Source organism: Actinomadura macrotermitis (assembly GCF_009604375.1).
GTDB classification, from domain to species: domain Bacteria; phylum Actinomycetota; class Actinomycetes; order Streptosporangiales; family Streptosporangiaceae; genus Spirillospora; species Spirillospora macrotermitis.
Genome location: NZ_WEGH01000001.1, coordinates 1,882,351 through 1,901,055, shown reverse-complemented (window position 1 = coordinate 1,901,055; position 18,705 = coordinate 1,882,351). Strand labels below are relative to the sequence as shown.

The window sequence follows — 18,705 nt, the reverse complement described above, 5'->3', positions numbered from 1 at the left end:
CCGCGCCGGGAAGTGATCAGGCGAGGCGTGTGGTCATTCGGGGCGCCGGGTAAGAAGTGCCCCGGGCAACACTTTCGGGGGTTAGTGGTGCGAACTGTGTACTGGGGGGCCGTGCTCGTCGCGGCGGCCGTCACCGCGGCGGCCGGCTGCGGCTCGGCGCCGTCCAAGAACGCGCGGCAGGTGGCCGTCCAGCGGCCGTCGGCGCCCGCGTCGCCCTCCCCGCCACCGCCGCGGAAGATCAACTGCGGTGAGGCGGCCGGCCAGGTCAAGTGCGTCGCGCTCACCTTCGACGACGGGCCCGGCGACTACAGCAACCGGCTGCTGGACATGCTGAAGCAGCAGGGCGCGCGCGCCACCTTCTTCCTGCTCGGCCAGAGCGTCGAGCTGCACCCCGACGCGGTGAAGCGGATGGCCCTGGAGGGCCACGAGATCGGCAACCACACCTGGTCGCACAAGCAGCTCACCTCGCTGCCCGACGGCGCGGTGCAGTCGGAGATCCAGCGCACCCAGCAGGTCATCAAGCAGGCCTCCGGCGTCACGCCGATGCTGTTCCGGCCGCCCTTCGGCGCCGTCAACGCGCGCGTCAACAAGGTGATCGGGATGCCCGACATCATGTGGAGCGTGGACACCCTGGACTGGCAGCACCAGGACACCGCCCGCGACATCAAGGTCGGGGTGAACCAGCCCAAGGCGGGCGACATCGTGCTCTTCCACGAGATCCACAAGACCACCATCGACGCGATGCCGCAGGTGCTGGCCGGGCTGAAGCAGAAGGGCTTCACCTTCGTCACCGTGACGGAGATGTACCTGGGCCAGGGGCAGCCGTTGCTGCCGGGCCACTCCTACCCCGCCTCGTGGAGATGACGGACCTACCGCGACGACAGCCGCGATGACGGCGGTATCCGCAGGTCAGGCGCGCGGACGGCGGCGGGGCGGCGCGGGCGGGACGACCTTGCCCGCCACCAGCGACGCCTCGTCGACCTCGGCGAGCTCACCGGTGCGGCGGCGCACCTGAAGCCTTCCGCCGGACCAGGATTCGAGTACGCCCACCACGTCGCTGTACTCTCCCGTTGGCAGACGGCGGCGCAGCGAGACCCGCTGGCCTACGTCCGCCGCACCGATGGACACCACCAGCCTCGCGGCGAGACGACCCGGCATGTGAGGACCCCCGTGTCGAATCGACGTAACCGTGGTGGCAATACTATTCACAGCGAGCTTGCGGTGAGCCGGGAGAGGAGTCACTAAGGTGACCTACGTCATTGCGCAGCCCTGCGTGGACCTGCTCGACAAGGCATGTATCGAGGAGTGCCCGGTCGACTGCATCTACGAGGGGAAGCGCCAGCTCTACATCCACCCCGACGAGTGCGTCGACTGTGGAGCGTGCGAGCCGGTCTGCCCGGTGGAGGCCATCTACTACGAGGACGACGTCCCCGAGCAGTGGAAGGACTTCTACAAGGTCAACGTGGAGTTCTTCGACGACCTGGGCTCCCCTGGCGGCGCGTCCAAGGTCGGCAAGATCGAGAAGGACCACCCGATCGTCGCGGCGTTGCCCCCGCAGACGCAGGACTGACGCTCGGAATCAGTACCCTTTGAGGCCGTGGTCTCCCGTTCCGGGAGGTCACGGCCTTGCTGGTCGTAGCCTGAGGAGTGTTGGCGTGTTCACGCTGCCGGATTTCCCGTGGGACCGTCTCCAGCCGTACCGGGAGCGGGCCGCGGCCCATCCCGGCGGCGTCGTCGACCTGTCGGTCGGCACCCCGGTGGACCCCACCCCCGAGCCGATCCGCGCGGCGCTCGCCGCCGCCGCCGACGCGCCCGGCTACCCCGCCACCTACGGGACGCCCCGGCTGCGCGAGGCCGTCGCGTCCTGGCTGCGCCGCCGGCACGGCGTGGCCGGCGCCGACCCCGACGCGGTGCTGCCGGTCATCGGCACCAAGGAGCTGGTGGCGTGGCTGCCGACGCTGCTCGGCCTCGGCCCCGGTGACCAGGTCGTCTTCCCGCAGCTGGCCTACCCCACCTACGACGTGGGCGCGCGGCTGGCGGGGGCCTCGTCGGTCGCCACCGACGGGCTGCTCTCGCTTGGGCCCGCCACGCCGAAGCTGGTGTGGGTGAACTCGCCGTCGAACCCGACCGGCAAGGTGCTGCCGGCCGAGCACCTGCGCAAGGTCGTCTCCTGGGCGCGCGAGCGCGGCGCGGTCGTCGTCAGCGACGAGTGCTACCTGGACTTCGGCTGGGACCCCGCCCACGAGCCGGTCTCGATCCTGCACCCGGAGGTGTGCGAGGGCTCGCACGAGGGGCTGCTCGCGGTCAACTCGCTGTCCAAGCGCTCCAATCTCGCCGGCTACCGGGCCGGGATCGTCACCGGCGACCTGGCGCTGGTCAAGCGGCTGCTGGAGGTGCGCAAGCACGCCGGGATGATCGTCCCGGCGCCGGTGCAGGCCGCCATGGTCGCCGCGTTCGAGGACGAGGAGCACGTGCGCGAGCAGCGCGCGCGCTACCAGCGCCGCCGCGCGACGCTGCGCGCCGCGTTCGAGCGCCACGGGTTCCGCATCGACCACTCCGAGGCGTCGCTGTACCTGTGGGCGACCCGCGACGAGCCGTGCTGGGACACCGTCGAGCACCTGGCGGGCCTCGGCATCCTGGTCGGCCCCGGCGACTTCTACGGGCCGGCCGGCGCGCAGCACGTGCGGATCGCGTTCACCGCGACCGACGAGCGCGTCGACGAAGGCGCCGCGCGCCTCTAGCGCGGCACCGAGCGGCGGATGGCCTCGTCGACCGCGCGCTGGAACGAGGTCACCAGCGACTGGATCATCAGCGGCTTCAGCTTGCCCGCCAGCTCCAGCAGCCGGTCGCGCTCCTGCGGGGTGCGGCCGCGCTCGCGGTAGGGGCGCACCACCGTCTCCTGGAACGCGCGCTGCAGTTCCTCGGCGAGCGCGGTGGTGTGCCGCTCGACGGCCTCGTGCGAGGCCAGCAGCGTCTCCAGCGGGATCGGCAGGTCGGCGAGTTCGGCGCTGACGCCGAGCAGCGCCGGGCTGAGGACGCGCACCGTGTCCCCTTCCGGGGCCTCCACGATCCCGAGCGCCGCCAGGCGCCGGATCGCGTCGTCGTCCAGATGCCGGCCGGCGCGGCGGTCCAGCTCGTGCCGGTCCATCACCTCCGCGCGCTCGGGCGCCCACGGCGACAGCAGCGCGCGCTGCAGCGCCACGTCCTCGGGCGGCGCGTCTGGCGGGATGCGCGCCAGGTGCTGGTCGATCGCGCCGAGGGTGAGGCCGAGCGACTGCAGTTCGCGCACCAGTTCCAGCCGGGCCAGGTGGTCGTCGCCGTACACGCCCGTCCGGCCGCGCAGGCGAGGCGGCGGGAGGAGGCCGCGGCCCGCGTAGAAGCGCACGGTGCGGACGGTGACGCCGGCCCGTGCGGCCAGCTCGTCGACCGTGAACTCGGCCATGGGACACCCCCGCCTCGAAGCTATGTGACACCACTAGTGTTACATTGATCCTGTATCAGCGAGCGCTTACGTACAAGGAGCCACGCCGTATGGCACGAGCGATCTTCACCGAGGAGCACGAGGCCTTCCGCGACATGGTGCGGTCCTTCATCGAGAAGGAGATCGCGCCCTACCACGCGCAGTGGGAGAAGGACGAGATCGTCTCCCGCGACGTGTGGCTGGCCGCGGGCCGCCAGGGCCTGCTCGGCATCGAGATGCCCGAGGAGTACGGCGGCGGCGGCAACGGCGACTACCGCTACTACGCCGTCTTCAACGAGGAGCTCGCCAAGGCCATGGCGAGCGGGCCCGGCTTCGCCGTGCACAACGACGTCGTCGGCGGCTACCTGGTGCAGCTGCTGAACGACGAGCAGAAGGCCCGCTGGCTGCCCGGCTACTGCTCCGGCGAGCTGATCACCGCCATCGCGATGACCGAGCCCGCGGCCGGCTCGGACCTGCAGGGCATGAAGACCACCGCGGTCCGCGACGGCGACGACTACGTCATCAACGGCTCCAAGACCTTCATCACCAACGGCATCCTGTCCGACCTGGTGATCGTGGCCGCCAAGACCGACGCCGCGGCCGGCGCGCACGGCGTCAGCCTGTTCATGGTCGAGCGCGGCATGCCCGGCTTCGAGCGCGGCCGCAACCTGGACAAGGTCGGCATGCACGCCCAGGACACCGCCGAGCTGTTCTTCACCGACGTGCGGGTGCCCAAGGAGAACCTCCTCGGCGAGGAGGGCATGGGCTTCATCTACCTCATGCAGAACCTGGCCCGCGAGCGCCTGTGCATCGCCGTCTCCGCCGTCGCGGGCGCGCAGGCCGCGTTCGACCAGACGCTGGAGTACTGCAAGACGCGCGAGGCCTTCGGCCGCCCGATCGGCAAGTTCCAGCACAACCGGTTCACCCTGGCCGAGATGAAGACCGAGATCACCGTGTCCCGGGCCTTCCTCGACCAGTGCATCGACAAGGAGGGCCGCGGCGAGCTCGACGCCGAGGAGGCCTCCATGGTCAAGTACTGGACCACCGAGATGCTGAAGACGGTGGTGGACCGCTGCGTCCAGCTGCACGGCGGCTACGGCTACATGAACGAGTACCCGATCGCCAAGGCCTACCAGGACGTGCGCATCCAGACCATCTTCGGCGGCACCACCGAGATCATGAAGGAGATCATCGGCCGCCACCTCGGCATCTAGGACCGCGCGCGGAGCACGCGGACGGCAGAGCGCAGGCGCCCGGCCGGGGTCTCCCGGCCGGGCGTTCCGTTTGTACGGGGTTGGCCAGGTCTGGTCACGCCGGGTGACTTGGTGGGGATGATCCCGTTACTTCCGAGAAAATGCAGCGCCATGCCTGACTGGATGGAGTCGGGGACATAGCGGTGGGGCTCGGGGGAGGGACGCGGTGCTGGAGCGCAGGAACCATCAAGGGAAGTTCGCCGAGGACTACGTGCGCGCGCTCGCGTCGGCCGCCGGACTGCTGATCTTCAAGGACGACCTCGACCACGACGGGGTGGACCTGGGGTTCAAGTACCCCGGGCGCGGCGGCCTCGTCGCCTCTCCCGCGATCGAGGTCCAGGTCAAGTCGTGGTCGCGGCCGGTGGTCCGCGGCAGCGAGCTGGTCTTCCGCGGCCTGAGCGAGACGCAGTACAACAAGCTCGTCGACGGGCCCTTCCTGGTTCCGCGCTACCTGTTCGTCGTGGTCGTCCCGGCGGACCGGGAGCGGTACGTCCGGGTCGACACCGAGGGGCTCCTGCTCAGCAAGCTCTGCTACTACCGCGGGTTCGACGGGGACGAGCCGATCGCCGAGCCCGACGCGAAACGGCACCCGGAGCTGCGGATGCCGCTCGGGAACGTCCTCACCGTGCGGGCGCTCCGCGAGCTGGTCGGGGCACCCGCGGCGTGAGGACGGAGCTGACGGCCGCCGATGTCGGCCGCTATCTCGACGCCGCGGGCTGGACGCGGCAGCCGGAGCGCTGGCGGCAGGCGTCGGTGTGGGTGTACGCGGGCGAGCACGAGGTGATCGTGCCCGACGACGACCGGTTCGCCGACGGGCCGCGGCGGCTGCGCGAGATCGTCGGGCTGCTCGCCCGCCTCGAAGGGCGCCCGCCCGAGCTGGTGGCGGCCGACATCGGGACGCCGCTGGCCGACCTGCAGTGGTACCGGGCGCCGGCCGTCGCGCTCGACGGGCGGATCGGCCTCGTGGAGACGGTCACCGCCCTGACCGGCGCGCAGGAGGTGCTGACCGCGGCGGCACGGGCCGCGCACGCGGGGCCGCGCGCCGTCGCGGAGGGCCCGGCCCCCGCCGAGGTCCGCGCCATGCTCCACGGCATCCGCGTCGGGCCGATCATCGAGTCGGCGGAGACGGTGCTGGTCCGCGTCCCCCTGGGCGGCCCGGGCGACCCGCCGCTCGGGCGCCGCGCGCTGGAGCTGCTCCAGCGGACGCTGCCGCTGCTGAGCGAGGCCACGCGGACCGCGCTGCGGGACAACGACTACGAGATCTTCGACGGCCTGGTCGCCGAGGGGGTGTCGGCGGACCTGTGCGGCGCGCTCGCGCGGCTGAGCGGCCCGGGCGCCGGCTCCGGCTTCGAGATCGGGGTCCGCTGGGCGCGCGCCGCGCCGGCGGCCGTGCCCGGGGGCGCCGTGGAGTTCGCCGCCGGCTCCGGGCAGGTGCTGCGCCGGGTCCGGCACCGGCTGCGGCGGCTGCGGCTGCGCAGCGGTTCGGTGACCGGGCTCGTCCGCGTGCTCTCCGACGACCTCGGCGGCAACCGCTTCCGGGTGAAGGTGCGAGGCCTGATGACCGTCGAGGGGACGGCGGCCCACCGGTCGGTCTGGGTGAGGCTCCCGGACGAGGCGGCCTACGACATGGCGATCTCGGCGCACCGCGACGGCCGCGCCGTCGTGGCCGAGGGAACGCTGCGCGACGTGAACGGCGGCCACGAACTCGTGGCCGACCGGTTCGGTCCGACCGACGAGGAGAGCTGACCATGGACGAACCCGGCTTCGGAACGCGGGAGCGGGCGCTGCTGCTCGGCCTGATGACGCTGGGCGGGGCGGCCACCAACCCCGAACTGCGCGACCACATCGGCGACGCCATCGACGGGGCGCCCCGCCGCCGGTTCAACGCCCTCGGCCTGGTGGACAGCGAGCGGGAGGGCCGGGCCTTCCGCAACGAGCTGACCGAGGAGGGGTGGGCCTGGTGCGTCGCGGAGCTGTCGGGGACCGCCCCGGCGCGCGGCGGCTCCCTCGGCAGGACCCTCTACGCCGTTCTCGGCCTGCTCGGCGACTACCTCGACGCGGCCGACCTCAGCCTCGGCGAGCTGGTCCTGACGGCCAGGGAACCGGCGGCGGAGACCGCGGAGACAGACCTGCCCGCTCTGATCAGGGACGCCTACCGGCGCGTTGCCACCCGGCCCCAGGAATGGGTGCTGCTCACGAAGGTGCGCCCCCTGCTCGGCGGTGCTCCCCGGCAGGCCGTCGACGAGGCGCTGCGCCGGATGGAACAGGAACCCGACGTCCACCTGGCGCCCGAGGCGGACCAGAAGACCCTGCGGGAGCAGGACCGGGAGGCGGCGGTGAGCGTGGGCGGAGTGAGCAAGCACCTGCTGTCGATCGAGGCGCGATGAGCGGGGCCCAGATGGACGGGGTGCAGGAGCGGGCGCTGCGCGAGGTGTCCCGGGTCCTGGACTGGGCGGCGGCCGCCGAGCACGCCTGGGACCGGCCGCCCTTCCACGTGCCGGGCCTGCAGCCGAAGGCCGAGCGGCTGATCGCCGACGGGATCGCCGAGGCCGTGGCGGCTTCGGGCACCAGCCCGCTCGGCGTCGTGATCGTGGGCGAGGCGGGGGCGGGCAAGACCCATCTGCTCGGCTGGGTCAAGGAGCGGATCGCCGAGGCGGACGGCTACTTCTTCCTGGTGGACCTCAGCTCGGGCGGCGACTTCTGGCGCCTCGTGGCGGCCTCCATGGTGGAGGACCTCGGGCGCAGCACGTCGCAGGAGGGCATCCAGGCGGTGGTGGCCCTGCGGCGCCTGGCCGGGCTGGCCGGGGTCGCCGGCCGGTTCGCCGGGGACCGGCCCTGCACGCGCGAGGACCTGGACGCGCTCGTCGACGGCCTCCTCGCCCGCGACAGGCGGCTGCTGAAGTGCCGCGACACGCTCCGCGCCCTGGCGCTGTACGCGGTCGGCGGGGGGCAGGCCCTGGAGGTCGGCCACGACCACCTGTCGTCGGTCCCGGAGACGCAGGAGGGGGACCGCGCCGCCTGGGGCCTCGGCCGCGGCGTGAAAGGGCACCGCGAGATCGTGGCGGAGCTGTCGGCCCTGCTGGCGCTGACCGGCCCCCTCACGATCGCGGTGGACCAGATCGACGCGGTGCTGGAGGGCTCGCGCCGGTCCCGCGCCGCCGGCGCGGAGGCCGACGACCGGGCGCCCGACGCGATCGAGGGGATCGCGGGCGGCCTGATGGACCTGCGCCACATCACCCGGCGGACCCTGTGCCTGGTGGCGTGCCTGCCCTCGTCCTGGCAGCTCATCGAGAAGGACGCGGTCGGCACCGCGCGCGACAGGTTCCGGACCTCGCTCACCCTGTCGACCTTCGGCGACCCCCGGGCCGCCCGCACGATGATCGAGCGGCGCTTCGCCACAGCCTTCGCCCGCGCGGGGTTCGACCCGCCCGACCCGGTGTGGCCGATCGCGCCCGCCGCCTTCGGCACGTCCGTCGGAATGACGCCCCGCACCCTGCTGCGGCGGGTCGGCGACCACGTCGGGCGGTGCCGCGACGAGGGCGTGGTGCGGCTCCTGGAGCGGTTCGACCCGGTGCCGGTCCCGGCCGCGGTCACGGCGCCGGCCGAGGCCGTGGTCACGGCGCCGCCGCCCCCCGACCTCGGCCGGCTGGACGCGCGGTTCCAGGGGCTGCGGGCGGGCGCGCGGATCGACGCCGCCTATGACGCCGCGCGCGAGGACGAGGTGGTCCCGCCGCTGCTCCTGGCCGGGCTGAACGCCTGGATCCTGGAGCAGGGTCCGGCCGGCCGCGCGTTCCGGACCGATCCGCCGCCGTCGGACAGGCGCCCTCCCCTGCACGCCAAGCTCCGGCAGACGCTGGACCCGCAGACCGAGGCGGAACGCCACTGGACGTTCCGGATGATCGGCGCGACCCATCACAAGGCCTACCTCCCACGGCTGGCCGCCGGGATGGAGGCGTCGGGCCTCGGCCCCGACGTCCCCGACCGGACCTTCGTCGTCCTGCGCAACCACGACTGGGCGGACGGAGGGGTGACCCGCACCAGACTCGCGGAGCTGCAGGAGTGGGGCGGGGTCAGCCTGCCCGTCCAGGGCGGCGACCTGCGCGTGTTCGCCGCGCTGCGGACCATGCTGGAGGAGGCCGACCCCGACCTGGAGGCGTGGCTGCGCTCGCGCAGGCCGGCGAGCACGACCGACCTCCTCGGCCGGCTGCTCGCGCCCGAAGAGAAGGCCACCGCACCACCCGTGCCCGAGCCCGTGCCCGTGCCCGCCACTCCGGCACCGGGCCCGCAGCTGGTGATCGGCCACCGGCTGGACGACGGGTCGCAGGTGTCGCTGGACCTGCCCGTGCTGGCCCGGCACGTCGCGGTGTTCGCCGGGTCGGGCTCGGGCAAGACGGTCCTGCTGCGCAGGCTCGTCGAGGAGTGCGCGCTGCGCGGCGTGTCCTCCATCGTGCTCGACCCGAACAACGACCTCGCCCGGCTCGGCGACCCCTGGCCGGAGCCGCCCGCGGGCTGGCTGCCCGGCGACGCCGACCGCGCGGACCGCTACTTCGCCGGCACCGAGGTCGTGGTCTGGACGCCGGGGTGGAGCCGCGGCCGCCCGCTGAGCTTCCAGCCGCTGCCCGACTTCGCCGCGCTCCTGGACGAACCCGACGAACTGGCGTCCGCGCTGAACCTCGCGGTGGAGACGCTCGCCCCGCGCGCGCAGCTCGACCGCGCCACCCCCAAGGCACGGAAGGAAAGGGCGGTGCTCCGCCAGGCGCTGGAGTATTTCGCCGGTTCCAAGCGCTCGGGGTTCCCCGCGCTCCTGGACATGCTGGCGGACCTGCCGTTCGCCGCGAGCCACCTCAGCAAGGCCGACGAGCTCGCCGCCGACATCGGCCAGCGCCTGCGGGCCGAAACGGTCAACGACCCGCTCTTCGCGGGAGCGGGGGAGCCGGTGGACCCGGGCCTCCTGCTCACCCCCTCGCCCGGCAAGCAGGCCCGGGTGTCGGTCATCAGCCTCGCCGGCCTGACCGACGACGCCCGCCCCGGGTTCGTCAGCAGGCTCCAGACGGCCCTGTTCACCTGGATCAAACGCAACCCGGTACGGGACAGGCCGCTGAGCGGCCTGTTCGTCATGGACGAGGCCCAGGCCTTCGCGCCGTCGGGGAAGCGGACCGCGGCGCTGGCCAGCACCCAGACCCTCATCTCCCAGGCCCGCAAGTACGGCCTCTCCCTCGTGTTCGCCACCCAGGCGCCCAAGGGCGTCGACAACAAGGTCTCGGGGAACGCCACCACGGTGTTCATCGGCCGCATCAACAACGCCACCCAGCAGGAGGTCGTCAAGGAGATGGCCAAGGCCCGCGGCGGCAGCGCCGACCGGGTCGGGCGCCTGAACGCCGGGGAGTTCTACGCCAGTTCGACGGACCTCTCCTCGGTCCTCATGCGCGCCCCGCAGTGCCTCAGCCATCATCCTTCCGCACCGCTCACCGAGGAGGAGATCCTGCGCCGCGCCCGGCCCTGACCGAAGCCCGCGCTCAGCCCGCGAGCATCCGCTCCAGCCGGATCGGGTCGTCCAGGTAGACGGACCCGGCCCCGGCCGAGGCGTCGTCGGGCCAGATCACCTGGTCGCCCGCGTCGATCCCGGCGACGATGCGGGCGGCGACCACCTCCGGGTCGGCCTTGTCGGCGTCGACGCCGGCCAGCATGCCGGTGTCGATGCCGCCCGGGTAGGCGCCGATCACCTCGATCCCGTCGCCCTTGAGGCCGGCCCGCAGCGCCTGCGTCATGGAGTGCGCCGCGGCCTTGGACGCCGAGTAGCCGGCCATCGGCGGCACCGGGGCGAGGGCGATGAGGGTGAGCACGTTGACGATCGCCGCCCCGTCCGGGGCGGCGCGCAGCGCGGGGACGAACGCCCGCGCGGTCCGCAGCGCGCCGAAGTAGTTGGTCCGCATGTCGCGCTCGAACAGCTCCAGGTCGCCGTCCAGCACGTCCCCGAAGCCGAGCACCCCGGCATTGTTGACCAGCAGGGTGACGTCCGGCGCGGCCTCGGCCGCCGCGTCGATGCTCGCCTGGTCGGTCACGTCCAGCGCCAGGGCGGTGACCCGCGGGTCGCCGGCGGTGACGCTCTCGGGCCGGCGGGCGGCCGCGTACACCTTCGCCGCCCCCTGGCGCAGCAGCTCGGCGACGAGGGAGGCGCCCAGCCCGCGGTTGGCGCCGGTGACCAGAACAGTGGAACCAGAGACCTTCATGGCACTTCTCCTACGTGAGTCGTTGACGTCTTCACCGTAGGAGGACGGCCCTGACACCAGCGATGCCCGAAAAGCTCACTCCTTTGCCCGTCAGTCTCACGGCGGCGGCCGGGCTGAGGCGCCCGGTACGTTGAGGCCATGGATCCGCTGACCGATGTGCTGGCCCTCGCCCAAGTGCGCGGCACGGTCGCCGCGACCGTGCACGCCGGGGACGGCTGGGGTCTCGACATCGCCGACATCCCCGGCGCCGCATTCCACGTCATCACCGCCGGGACCGCCTGGCTGCACTTGGACGGCCACGACTCCCGCCGGCTCATGCCGGGCGATCTGGTGCTGCTGCCCGCGGGCTCCCGGCACCGGCTCGCCGCCGCCCCCGGGCTGCCGTGCGAGCCGTTCGACCACGTGGCCGCCCGCCAGGCCATGGCCGCCGGCGGGCGGATCACCGTCGGCGCGGGGCCGGCGCGCACCCGGATCCTGTGCGCCTCCTACCGCCACGACACCATGCTCGCCACCCCGCCGTTCGGGCTGCTGCCGCCGCTGCTGCACCTGCCGCCCGACCCCGACCGGCCCACCGAGCACCTGGTCCGTCTGCTGGCCCACGAGATCGAGGCCCCCCGGGCCGGCGCGGACACCGCCCTCGACCGGCTGCTGGACGTGCTGCTCATCCACATCTTCCGCGCCTGGGCGGAGACCGCCGAGCCGTCGGCGTCCTGGCTGACGGCGCTGCGCGACCCCGTCATCGCCGCGGCGCTGTCGGCCCTGCACGCCGACCCGGCCCGGCCCTGGAGCCTGGACGTGCTGGCCCGCCACGTCGCCGTCTCCCGCGCCACCCTGGCCCGCCGCTTCCCCGCCCTGGTCGGCGAGACCCCGCTGGCCTACCTGACCCGCTGGCGCATGGAACTGGCGGCCCGGCGCCTGCGCACCACCGCGGAGCCGATCGGTCCCATCGCCCGCTCCGTCGGCTACACCAGCGAATACGCCTTCAACCGCGCCTTCACCCGCGTATGCGGCACCACCCCCGGCCGCTACCGCGCCCGCCACGCTCCTCCAGGGGACGACCACCCACCAGGAGAATGACCGCGCCGGTTCACGTGCCCATGGCCGGCATGATCGGCAATCGTTCATGGCTTTGATTCCGTTATCGGCAGAATGCCCACAGCAGTAGCGGCAGAACGCCCACCCAAGTGTCGGCAGAACGCCCACATGACCGTGTTCCGCGCGCTAGGGTCACCGGCGTGGAAGGACCCCGGCTCTACACACGTCATGCCGAACGGATGGCGCTCGAAGCCCTGGCCGACACCAGGGTCGTGGTGGTGAACGGCGCCCGGCAGGTCGGCAAGAGCACGCTGGCCAGGATGCTCATCGAGCGTTCCGCGGGCGCGCGGGAGCTCTACCTGGATGATCCGGCGGTGCGGGCCGCCGCCGAGGCCGACCCCAGCGCATTCGTCCGGCACGACGGCCTCCTGCTGATCGACGAGATACAGCGGGTGCCCGAACTGCTGCTGCCGATCAAACGCGAAGTCGACCGCGACACCCGGCCGGGGCGGTACCTGCTGACGGGTTCCGCCCGGCTGCTGGGTCTGCGGGACCTGCCCGACGCCCTGCCGGGCCGGACCGAGACGATCGAGCTGTGGCCGCTGTCCCAGGGAGAGATCGACTCCGCTCCCGACGGATTCGTCGACGCCCTCTTCCAGCACGGCGGGCAGGTGGCGATGCGGCCCTGCGCACTGACCAAACGCGACTACGTGGCCCGGGCACTGCGGGGCGGCTACCCCGAAGCGGTGCGCCGTGATCCGGGCCGCCGCCGGGCGCGGTTCTTCGACTCCTACGTCACCGACCTGATCACCCGGGACGTGCGCCAGATCTCCGACATCGAGCGGCCGGCGGAGATGCGGCGCCTGCTCGGTGTCGTGGCAGCGCGCATGGGCACCCTGGCGGTGGTCCAGTCGATGGCCGGCGACGTGGGCCTGCCCAGAATGACGCTCTCGCGCTACCTGGATCTGCTGGAGCTGGTCTTCGTGATCAAGCGGGTGCCCGCATGGTCGTCGAACCTGACCACCCGGGCGATCTCCACCCCCAAACTGATCGTCACCGATTCCGGGCTGGGCGCCAGACTCATCGGCCTGTCCGCGGAACGCGCGCTGGATCCCACCGCGCCGATCGGGCCGTTGCTGGAGAACTTCGCGATCGGCGAGGTCGCCCGTCAACTCACCTGGACCGAGGAACCCGTCCAGCTGTTCCATTACCGCGACCGTGACAAGGTCGAGGTCGACATGGTGCTCGAACACGCTTCGGGCGACGTGATCGGCATCGAGGTCAAGGCCGCGGAAACGGTGCGTCGTGACGACTTCCGCGGCCTGCGGCACCTGGCCGACCGCCTCGGGGCGCGCTTTCTCGCCGGAATCGTTCTCTACGCCGGTGAGCAGCAGCTGGCCTTCGGCGAGAAGCTCAGCGCCCTGCCGATGGCGGCCCTCTGGAGCCTGCGGCCTGCGTGAGTACGGCACGGGCACAGGTCCGACAGGGGTGTTCGGGTTCTTGTAGGGTCGGCGCCATGGGGCAGGCCACCGAGGGGCGCCGGCGGGCCGACGCCGAGCGCAGCATCGCCGCGATCGTCGCCGCCGCGACCGGGCTGTTCGCCGGCGACGCGGACGCGAGCATGACCGACGTCGCCAAGGCCGCCGGCGTCGGCCGCGTCACCCTGTACGCGCACTTCTCCTCCCGCGAGGACCTGCTGCGCCGGGTGCTCGCCGACGCGATCGCGCAGAGCATGGCCGCCATCGCCGCCGCCGAGCCCGAGACGGGCCCGCCGGGCGAGGCGTTCGCCCGGCTGGTGCGCACGTGCTGGCCGATGCTCAGCCGGTTCGGCCGCCTCCACCAGGCCGCGCGGCGGGCGCTGCCTGCCGGGGAGGTGCGGCGCCTGCACGACTCGCCGATGGAGCACGTCGAACGGCTCATCGAACGCGGCCGGGCCGACGGGGAGTTCCGCACCGACCTGCCGGTCGGCTGGCTCGTCGCCACCGTCTACGCGCTGCTGCACACCGCCGCCGACGATGTCGCCGGGGGCCGCCTGGCCGCCGAGGACGCGGGCGGCTATCTGGAGAGCACCCTGCTGTCGGTGCTGCGGCCCGCTCCTTAGAAGCGGTCCGTCCGCCAGAGCCCGAGGTACCGGTCCCCGGCGGCGGCGAGGAGGCCGGAGTCGGGGGAGTAGGCCAGCGCCGCCACGCCCGCAGGGGTGCTCAGCTTCGCCGTGACCCGCTGGTCGGCCAGGTTCCACACCCAGATGGCCGACCCGGACGCGGAGGCGGCGGCCAGCGCGGTGCCGTCCGGTGAGAACGCCACCGCCTGGACGTCAGGCGGCCCCGACAGCATGCCCTTGCGCCGCCAGGTCCCGGTGTCCCACAGCCGGACGCCGTTCACCCCGGGGTTCCCGTACTCGCCGACCGCCAGGGTCCTCCCGTCGGGGGAGAACGCCACCGCGTTGGCGGGCATCGCGTCGAGGGCGCGGAGCAGACGGCCGGTGATGGTGTCCCACACCTGGACGGAGCCCCGATGCCCGGCGGCGGCGAGAAGGTCGCCGTGCGGCGAGAACGCCACGGCGGACATGCTGCCCTTGACGCGCTCCAGGACGCGGAACCTCCCGCTGTTGCCGAAGTCCCAGAGCACGGTCCGGCCGTCCAGGCCGGCGCTGGCCATCCGGCCGCTCCGCGAGTACGCGACCGAGAGCACCTTCCCGGTGTGGCCGCCGCGCAGGACGGCGACCTCCTCGCCGTGGAGGGTCCGCCAGATCCGGACGGTGCCGTCCTCGCCGCCGCCCGCGAACGTCATGCCGTCGGGGGCGAACACCAGCGAGCCCACGCCGCCGGGCGGGCCGGGGAGGGTGCGGATGGTGGTGCCGGTGGAGACGTTCCACTGGCCGATGGCATTGTCGTGGCCGTCGGCGGCGTACTGCCGTCCGCCGGCGATGATGACCCGGCCGTCCGGGGCGAACGCCAGCGAGCGCAGCTTGACGTTCAGGCCGCTCAGCTTGCGGTGCGGGCTGCCCGCTGACGATGCGGGAGCGCTCTGTGGGTTGGGGTTCTCTATGTCGCCGTGCGCCAGCGTGACGAGCAGGCCCGTCCCGGCGAGCGTGAGGACCCCGGCGCCTCCGATCAGGAAGGTGCGGCGGTCGGCGGAGAACTTCTCCGGCTCCGCCTCGGTCGGCGGCGGTGGCGGGAGTGGGGCCGGGGCCGGCTCTGGAACCGGAGCCGGAGCCGGCGGGGCGGCGGTGAGGGAGGCGATCAGCTCGGCCGGCGACGGACGGCCGGCCGGGTCCTTGGCCAGGCAGCCCTCGATGATCTCCCGCAGGTCGTCCGGGACGCCGTCCAGATCGGGCCGCAGGCTGCTGATCCGGTGCACGACCGCGCCCGGGCTGGAGGCGTCGAACGGCCCGCGGCCCGTCGCGGCGAACGCCAGCACGCTGCCGAGGGAGAACAGGTCGCTGGCCGGTCCCACCCGGCCCTCGTGCAGCTGCTCGGGCGACATGTACGGCAGCGTCCCGAGGACCGCGCCGGTGGCGGTCATCCCGCTGGCGTCCAGCGCGCGGGCGATGCCGAAGTCGATGATGCGCGGCCCGTCCGCCGCCATGATGATGTTGCCCGGCTTGAGGTCGCGGTGCACCAGGCCGCACGCGTGGATCGCGGCCAGGCCCTCGGCGAGCCCGGCGCCGAGCGCGCGCACGCCGTGCGGCGGGAGCGGCCCGCCCGCGCGCACGGTCGCGGCCAGCGACGGCCCGGGGACGTAGGCGGTGACCATCCACGGCGGGTCGGCGTCGGCGTCGGCGTCCACCACCGGCGCGGTGTAGAAGCCGTTGACCCGCCGCGCCGCCTCGACCTCCCGGGCGAACCGGGCCCGGAACCGGGCGTCGGCGGCGTACTCGGCGCGGATCAGCTTCACCGCGACCTTGCGGCCGCCCGGCGACTCGCCGAGCAGGACCTCGCCCATCCCGCCCTCGCCGAGCCGGCCGGTGATCCGGTACGGGCCGATCCGGTCGGGGTCGCCGGGCCGCAGCGGGATCATCGCCTGCCTCCTCGTCGGTGGACGTCCGAACGATACTGGGCGGGCGATCTTCGCGCGCCGTGGACTCTGCGCTGGTCCGGCGATGCTCTATCGTGGGCGGATGCCACAGTCTGCTACGCCTGCTACGCGACGGCTGCCTCGGGGGCGGCACGCACTGGCCCGCGAGGAAGTGGACCGCATCCAGCGCGAGCGGCTGTGCATGGCGATGGCCGAGGCGATGGCCGAGAAGGGCTACGTGGCCACCTCCGTGCAGGACGTCCTGCGCCGCGCGGCGGTGTCGCGGCAGACGTTCTACCAGCTGTTCGACTCCAAGATCGACTGCTTCATGGCCGCCTTCGACGGCGCCGGCAGGCTGCTGCTCGACCGGGTGATGCAGTCCCTCGGCGCCGCCGCCGCCGGCGGCGGCGGGACCGAGAGCGGCGCGGGCCCGATGGAGCGGTTCGAGCAGGCGGTCACCTCCTACCTCGACGCGCTGTCCACCGAGCTGCCCTACGCGCGGCTGTTCCTGGTGGAGGTGTACGCCGCCGGGCCCGAGGCGGTCAAACGGCGCAGCGCGCTGCAGGGGTCGCTGGCCGGCACGCTCGCGGAGGTGCTCGGCGTCACCGGCGAGGCGGGCCGCTACACCTGCCAGATCGTCGTCTCGGCGATGAGCGCCATGGTGACGCCGCTGGTGGCCGCCAACGACGCCGAGGCGCTGCGGGCCGCCGGGCCGCCGCTGATCGCCCACGTCCGCCGCCTCTGGGACGCCGGCGTCTTCGACGGCTGAGCCGTTCCCGCGCCGCCGGGCCCCTCAGGGGCGGCGGTAGACCCTGATGAAGTCGATCGTGAAGGAGAACGGCTCCGCGCGGTCGGGGCGCGCGTGCAGGCGGCCGTCGTCGACCGACAGGTTCGCCACCAGGTGCGCCCGGAAGTCCTTGCCGGCGCCCTTGTCGTCGGAGTGCGCGCGCCGCATGGCGTTCAGGCTCTCGCCGACGTACCAGTGCATGTGCCTGGCGCCGAAGTGCGCGGCCACATAGAGCCAGGCGCCGCGCCGCACGATCGGGGACGACCAGTAGCGGGCGCTGTCGGTGACGTGGTTGACCAGCTCCAGGGTGCCGGGGGCGTCGGCGTGCCACTCGAACAGGTCGATCTCGTTGCGGCCGTCCCGCCAGGTCCAGATGCCCGGCCAGGCGCCGGTGCGGGCGGTCGGCAGCCGGACGTGGGCCAGCAGCACGTCGCCGGTGCGCACCAGGAAGTCGCTCCCGCCGGTCCCGCAGGACTCGCCCGTGGCGATCAGGCCGGTGCGCCACCGGTCCGGTGCCGGCGTGGGCGTCGCGGTGATCGTCAGCGCGCCCGACCGGGCCCGCATCGCGCGCCGCTTCAGCAGGTCGAGCTTGAAATTCTCCCGGTTCGTCCGGCAGTGCGAGTAGGCGCCCGACTGCCATCCCCAGGGGCGGCCGCGCCCTAGGTCCAAACGGTCGAACTCCTCCGCGAAAACGGCTTTCCGGTGCCGCACGATGGCGGGAAGGGGGACCTTCTCCACGATCTTCGGCTGGACGGTGATCCGGGGCCGGCCCGGGGCCTCCCGGTCGTCGCTGCAGGACGCCGCCGTGACCGCGAGAACCGTCGCCATCATGGCGTAGGTGAGTTTCTGCACCGCTTTTTCTGTCACTGCATTTTCGCCACCACGACGACCCGCTGACGGTCCGATCCCTTGGGGTGACAGGTGATCAGTGTCAGGTAGTTCCCGGTGCGCCTTTCATCGGAACGGAAGGGGGTGGGGGACAGCACGGTCCGGTTCCGCGGATCCGTGATCCTTTTCTGGACGACCCGGTAGTCGTAGCGGGCCTTGCCGATCTGGACGGTGACGACGTCGCCGGGGCGCAGCGCGGGCACGTTGCGGAACGGGGCCTGGTCGGTGGTGCGGTGCCCGAGCAGGACGGCGTTCCCGGGCTCGCCGGGAACGGCCGTGCCGGGGTAGTGCCCGGCGCCCGAGCCGAGGTTCTGCGGCGCGATGCCCTCCCGGATCGGCTCCCGCTGGTGGAACCGCTTCAGGGTCAGCGTGCCCATCCTGGCCGGCAGCGGCGCCGGCTTGGCCGGGACGGCGGCGGGCGCCGGGGCGGGCGCGAAGGCGGTGGCCAGGTCGCCGGTGGTGTCGCTGACGATGTCGGCGCCGGCGGTGGGAGCGGGGGCCACGGTGAAGGCCAGCGCCGCGACGAGCGCCGCGCCCGCCCGGCGAGTGAACGGTGCCATTTCCTCCATCACTCGCTTTCTGTGCTTGATCGGCAGGGCCGTCGAAGATGATCGGCGGCCGGCCCGGGAACCCCTCAGAAGCCTGACCGGCCGCCTTGTCGCACCACACCGCTCCAAACCGCGGTGCGCGTCACCGCAGGGGTGAACGCAGGGAACCCTAGCGAGACGCGGAAAGCGGCGGGGCTCCTTGGCGTTCCTTTGAACCGACCGGGCGGCCGCCTTGGGGAAAGGCTCCTGCAGTCCGGACATTCCGTGCACGGTCGGTGCTGTGGGCATTGGCGCCGGTTATTCGGTAATGGTGGCCATTCGCGGCCGGGTGATCAATCCAAGATCTCACCGGCTTCTGTTAAAACGGCACGTCCTCGCGCGGGCGTCCTGGCATGCTGGTGAGCCGTTCACGCGATCCGGCTTCGGCCAATACTCGATTTCGCGACATTCGGTCCAATGCGTGGAGCGCCGGAGACCAGGCGCGCCC

Annotated in this window: 18 protein-coding genes; 12 read left to right on the top strand and 6 right to left on the bottom strand. The window is 73.0% G+C overall.

The window, feature by feature from the left end; genetic code table 11:
• Positions 1 to 87 precede the first annotated feature (87 nt).
• Positions 88 to 864: a polysaccharide deacetylase family protein gene (locus ACRB68_RS08710; protein WP_328593943.1), complete on the top strand. Its 777-nt coding sequence runs from the start codon at positions 88 to 90 to the stop codon at positions 862 to 864.
• Between the two features lie 45 nt (positions 865 to 909).
• Here ACRB68_RS08710 and ACRB68_RS42945 read toward each other — a convergent pair whose 3' ends face one another.
• On the bottom strand, positions 910 to 1,158 hold the full coding sequence (locus tag ACRB68_RS42945; protein ID WP_153531576.1) for a putative acetyltransferase: 249 nt from the start codon (positions 1,156 to 1,158) through the stop codon (positions 910 to 912).
• A gap of 88 nt (positions 1,159 to 1,246) precedes the next feature.
• Here ACRB68_RS42945 and fdxA point away from each other — a divergent pair, with 88 nt between their 5' ends.
• Positions 1,247 to 1,570, top strand: coding sequence for a ferredoxin (gene fdxA / locus ACRB68_RS08700; RefSeq protein ID WP_328593942.1), 324 nt, complete (start codon positions 1,247 to 1,249; stop codon positions 1,568 to 1,570).
• 85 nt (positions 1,571 to 1,655) lie between these two features.
• Positions 1,656 to 2,741 (top strand): succinyldiaminopimelate transaminase, encoded by a 1,086-nt coding sequence (gene dapC, locus ACRB68_RS08695; RefSeq protein WP_328593941.1) that lies wholly within the window; start codon positions 1,656 to 1,658, stop codon positions 2,739 to 2,741.
• On the opposite strand, the gene ACRB68_RS08690 is transcribed toward dapC, so the two are convergent.
• A complete protein-coding gene (locus ACRB68_RS08690; RefSeq protein ID WP_153531574.1) occupies positions 2,738 to 3,442 on the bottom strand; it encodes a MerR family transcriptional regulator in 705 nt (234 codons plus the stop codon). The genes dapC and ACRB68_RS08690 overlap by 4 nt on opposite strands.
• Positions 3,443 to 3,531: 89 nt before the next feature.
• Between ACRB68_RS08690 and ACRB68_RS08685 the strand changes: the two genes are divergently transcribed.
• From ACRB68_RS08685 to ACRB68_RS08665, 5 genes are all read left to right on the top strand, one after another.
• Positions 3,532 to 4,674 (top strand): acyl-CoA dehydrogenase family protein, encoded by a 1,143-nt coding sequence (locus ACRB68_RS08685; RefSeq protein ID WP_153531573.1) that lies wholly within the window; start codon positions 3,532 to 3,534, stop codon positions 4,672 to 4,674.
• A 205-nt stretch (positions 4,675 to 4,879) separates the two neighbouring features.
• Entirely contained in the window at positions 4,880 to 5,380 is a 501-nt protein-coding gene (locus tag ACRB68_RS08680) for a DUF4365 domain-containing protein (protein ID WP_328593940.1), read from the top strand.
• A complete protein-coding gene (locus ACRB68_RS08675) occupies positions 5,377 to 6,459 on the top strand; it encodes a hypothetical protein (RefSeq protein ID WP_328593939.1) in 1,083 nt (360 codons plus the stop codon). The genes ACRB68_RS08680 and ACRB68_RS08675 overlap by 4 nt, the downstream gene beginning before the upstream one ends.
• 2 nt (positions 6,460 to 6,461) lie before the next feature.
• Positions 6,462 to 7,100: a hypothetical protein gene (locus ACRB68_RS08670; RefSeq protein WP_153531569.1), complete on the top strand. Its 639-nt coding sequence runs from the start codon at positions 6,462 to 6,464 to the stop codon at positions 7,098 to 7,100.
• Positions 7,097 to 10,216, top strand: a complete 3,120-nt coding sequence (locus ACRB68_RS08665) for a helicase HerA domain-containing protein (protein ID WP_235958795.1) — start codon at positions 7,097 to 7,099, stop codon at positions 10,214 to 10,216. The genes ACRB68_RS08670 and ACRB68_RS08665 overlap by 4 nt, the downstream gene beginning before the upstream one ends.
• Before the next feature lie 13 nt (positions 10,217 to 10,229).
• Here the strand turns inward: ACRB68_RS08665 and ACRB68_RS08660 are convergent, their stop codons facing one another.
• Complete coding sequence (locus ACRB68_RS08660; RefSeq protein ID WP_153531568.1) at positions 10,230 to 10,943, bottom strand: SDR family NAD(P)-dependent oxidoreductase; 714 nt, start codon at positions 10,941 to 10,943, stop codon at positions 10,230 to 10,232.
• 138 nt (positions 10,944 to 11,081) lie between these two features.
• Here ACRB68_RS08660 and ACRB68_RS08655 point away from each other — a divergent pair, with 138 nt between their 5' ends.
• The 3 genes from ACRB68_RS08655 to ACRB68_RS08645 all read left to right on the top strand — a co-directional run bounded on the left by ACRB68_RS08655 (position 11,082) and on the right by ACRB68_RS08645 (position 14,079).
• Complete coding sequence (locus tag ACRB68_RS08655; protein ID WP_153531566.1) at positions 11,082 to 12,020, top strand: AraC family transcriptional regulator; 939 nt, start codon at positions 11,082 to 11,084, stop codon at positions 12,018 to 12,020.
• A 197-nt stretch (positions 12,021 to 12,217) separates the two neighbouring features.
• Positions 12,218 to 13,438 (top strand): ATP-binding protein, encoded by a 1,221-nt coding sequence (locus tag ACRB68_RS08650; RefSeq protein ID WP_153532460.1) that lies wholly within the window; start codon positions 12,218 to 12,220, stop codon positions 13,436 to 13,438.
• A gap of 56 nt (positions 13,439 to 13,494) precedes the next feature.
• Entirely contained in the window at positions 13,495 to 14,079 is a 585-nt protein-coding gene (locus tag ACRB68_RS08645; RefSeq protein WP_153531565.1) for a TetR/AcrR family transcriptional regulator, read from the top strand.
• Here ACRB68_RS08645 and ACRB68_RS08640 read toward each other — a convergent pair.
• Positions 14,076 to 15,998 carry a WD40 repeat domain-containing serine/threonine protein kinase gene (locus tag ACRB68_RS08640; protein ID WP_153531564.1) on the bottom strand — a complete coding sequence of 641 codons (1,923 nt, stop codon included), beginning with the start codon at positions 15,996 to 15,998 and terminating at the stop codon, positions 14,076 to 14,078. The genes ACRB68_RS08645 and ACRB68_RS08640 overlap by 4 nt on opposite strands.
• Positions 15,999 to 16,167: 169 nt before the next feature.
• Here ACRB68_RS08640 and ACRB68_RS08635 point away from each other — a divergent pair, with 169 nt between their 5' ends.
• Positions 16,168 to 16,764 (top strand): TetR/AcrR family transcriptional regulator, encoded by a 597-nt coding sequence (locus tag ACRB68_RS08635; RefSeq protein WP_328593937.1) that lies wholly within the window; start codon positions 16,168 to 16,170, stop codon positions 16,762 to 16,764.
• 24 nt (positions 16,765 to 16,788) lie between these two features.
• On the opposite strand, the gene ACRB68_RS08630 is transcribed toward ACRB68_RS08635, so the two are convergent.
• Both ACRB68_RS08630 and ACRB68_RS08625 read right to left on the bottom strand, forming a co-directional pair.
• Positions 16,789 to 17,634 carry a LamG domain-containing protein gene (locus ACRB68_RS08630; RefSeq protein ID WP_328593936.1) on the bottom strand — a complete coding sequence of 282 codons (846 nt, stop codon included), beginning with the start codon at positions 17,632 to 17,634 and terminating at the stop codon, positions 16,789 to 16,791.
• 11 nt (positions 17,635 to 17,645) lie between these two features.
• Positions 17,646 to 18,230 (bottom strand): class E sortase, encoded by a 585-nt coding sequence (locus ACRB68_RS08625; RefSeq protein ID WP_194293213.1) that lies wholly within the window; start codon positions 18,228 to 18,230, stop codon positions 17,646 to 17,648.
• Between the last annotated feature and the right edge of the window lie 475 nt (positions 18,231 to 18,705).

Excerpts from the sequence above, each read along its gene's own strand:
- ACRB68_RS42945 (WP_153531576.1), bottom strand. The coding sequence starts at position 1,158 with ATGCCGGGTCGTCTCGCCGCGAGGCTGGTGGTGTCCATCGGTGCGGCG.
- ACRB68_RS08690 (WP_153531574.1), bottom strand. The coding sequence starts at position 3,442 with ATGGCCGAGTTCACGGTCGACGAGCTGGCCGCACGGGCCGGCGTCACC.
- ACRB68_RS08685 (WP_153531573.1), top strand. The coding sequence starts at position 3,532 with ATGGCACGAGCGATCTTCACCGAGGAGCACGAGGCCTTCCGCGACATG.
- ACRB68_RS08670 (WP_153531569.1), top strand. The coding sequence starts at position 6,462 with ATGGACGAACCCGGCTTCGGAACGCGGGAGCGGGCGCTGCTGCTCGGC.
- ACRB68_RS08665 (WP_235958795.1), top strand. The coding sequence starts at position 7,097 with ATGAGCGGGGCCCAGATGGACGGGGTGCAGGAGCGGGCGCTGCGCGAG.
- ACRB68_RS08660 (WP_153531568.1), bottom strand. The coding sequence starts at position 10,943 with ATGAAGGTCTCTGGTTCCACTGTTCTGGTCACCGGCGCCAACCGCGGG.
- ACRB68_RS08655 (WP_153531566.1), top strand. The coding sequence starts at position 11,082 with ATGGATCCGCTGACCGATGTGCTGGCCCTCGCCCAAGTGCGCGGCACG.
- ACRB68_RS08650 (WP_153532460.1), top strand. The coding sequence starts at position 12,218 with ATGGCGCTCGAAGCCCTGGCCGACACCAGGGTCGTGGTGGTGAACGGC.
- ACRB68_RS08645 (WP_153531565.1), top strand. The coding sequence starts at position 13,495 with ATGGGGCAGGCCACCGAGGGGCGCCGGCGGGCCGACGCCGAGCGCAGC.
- ACRB68_RS08640 (WP_153531564.1), bottom strand. The coding sequence starts at position 15,998 with ATGATCCCGCTGCGGCCCGGCGACCCCGACCGGATCGGCCCGTACCGG.
- ACRB68_RS08625 (WP_194293213.1), bottom strand. The coding sequence starts at position 18,230 with ATGGCACCGTTCACTCGCCGGGCGGGCGCGGCGCTCGTCGCGGCGCTG.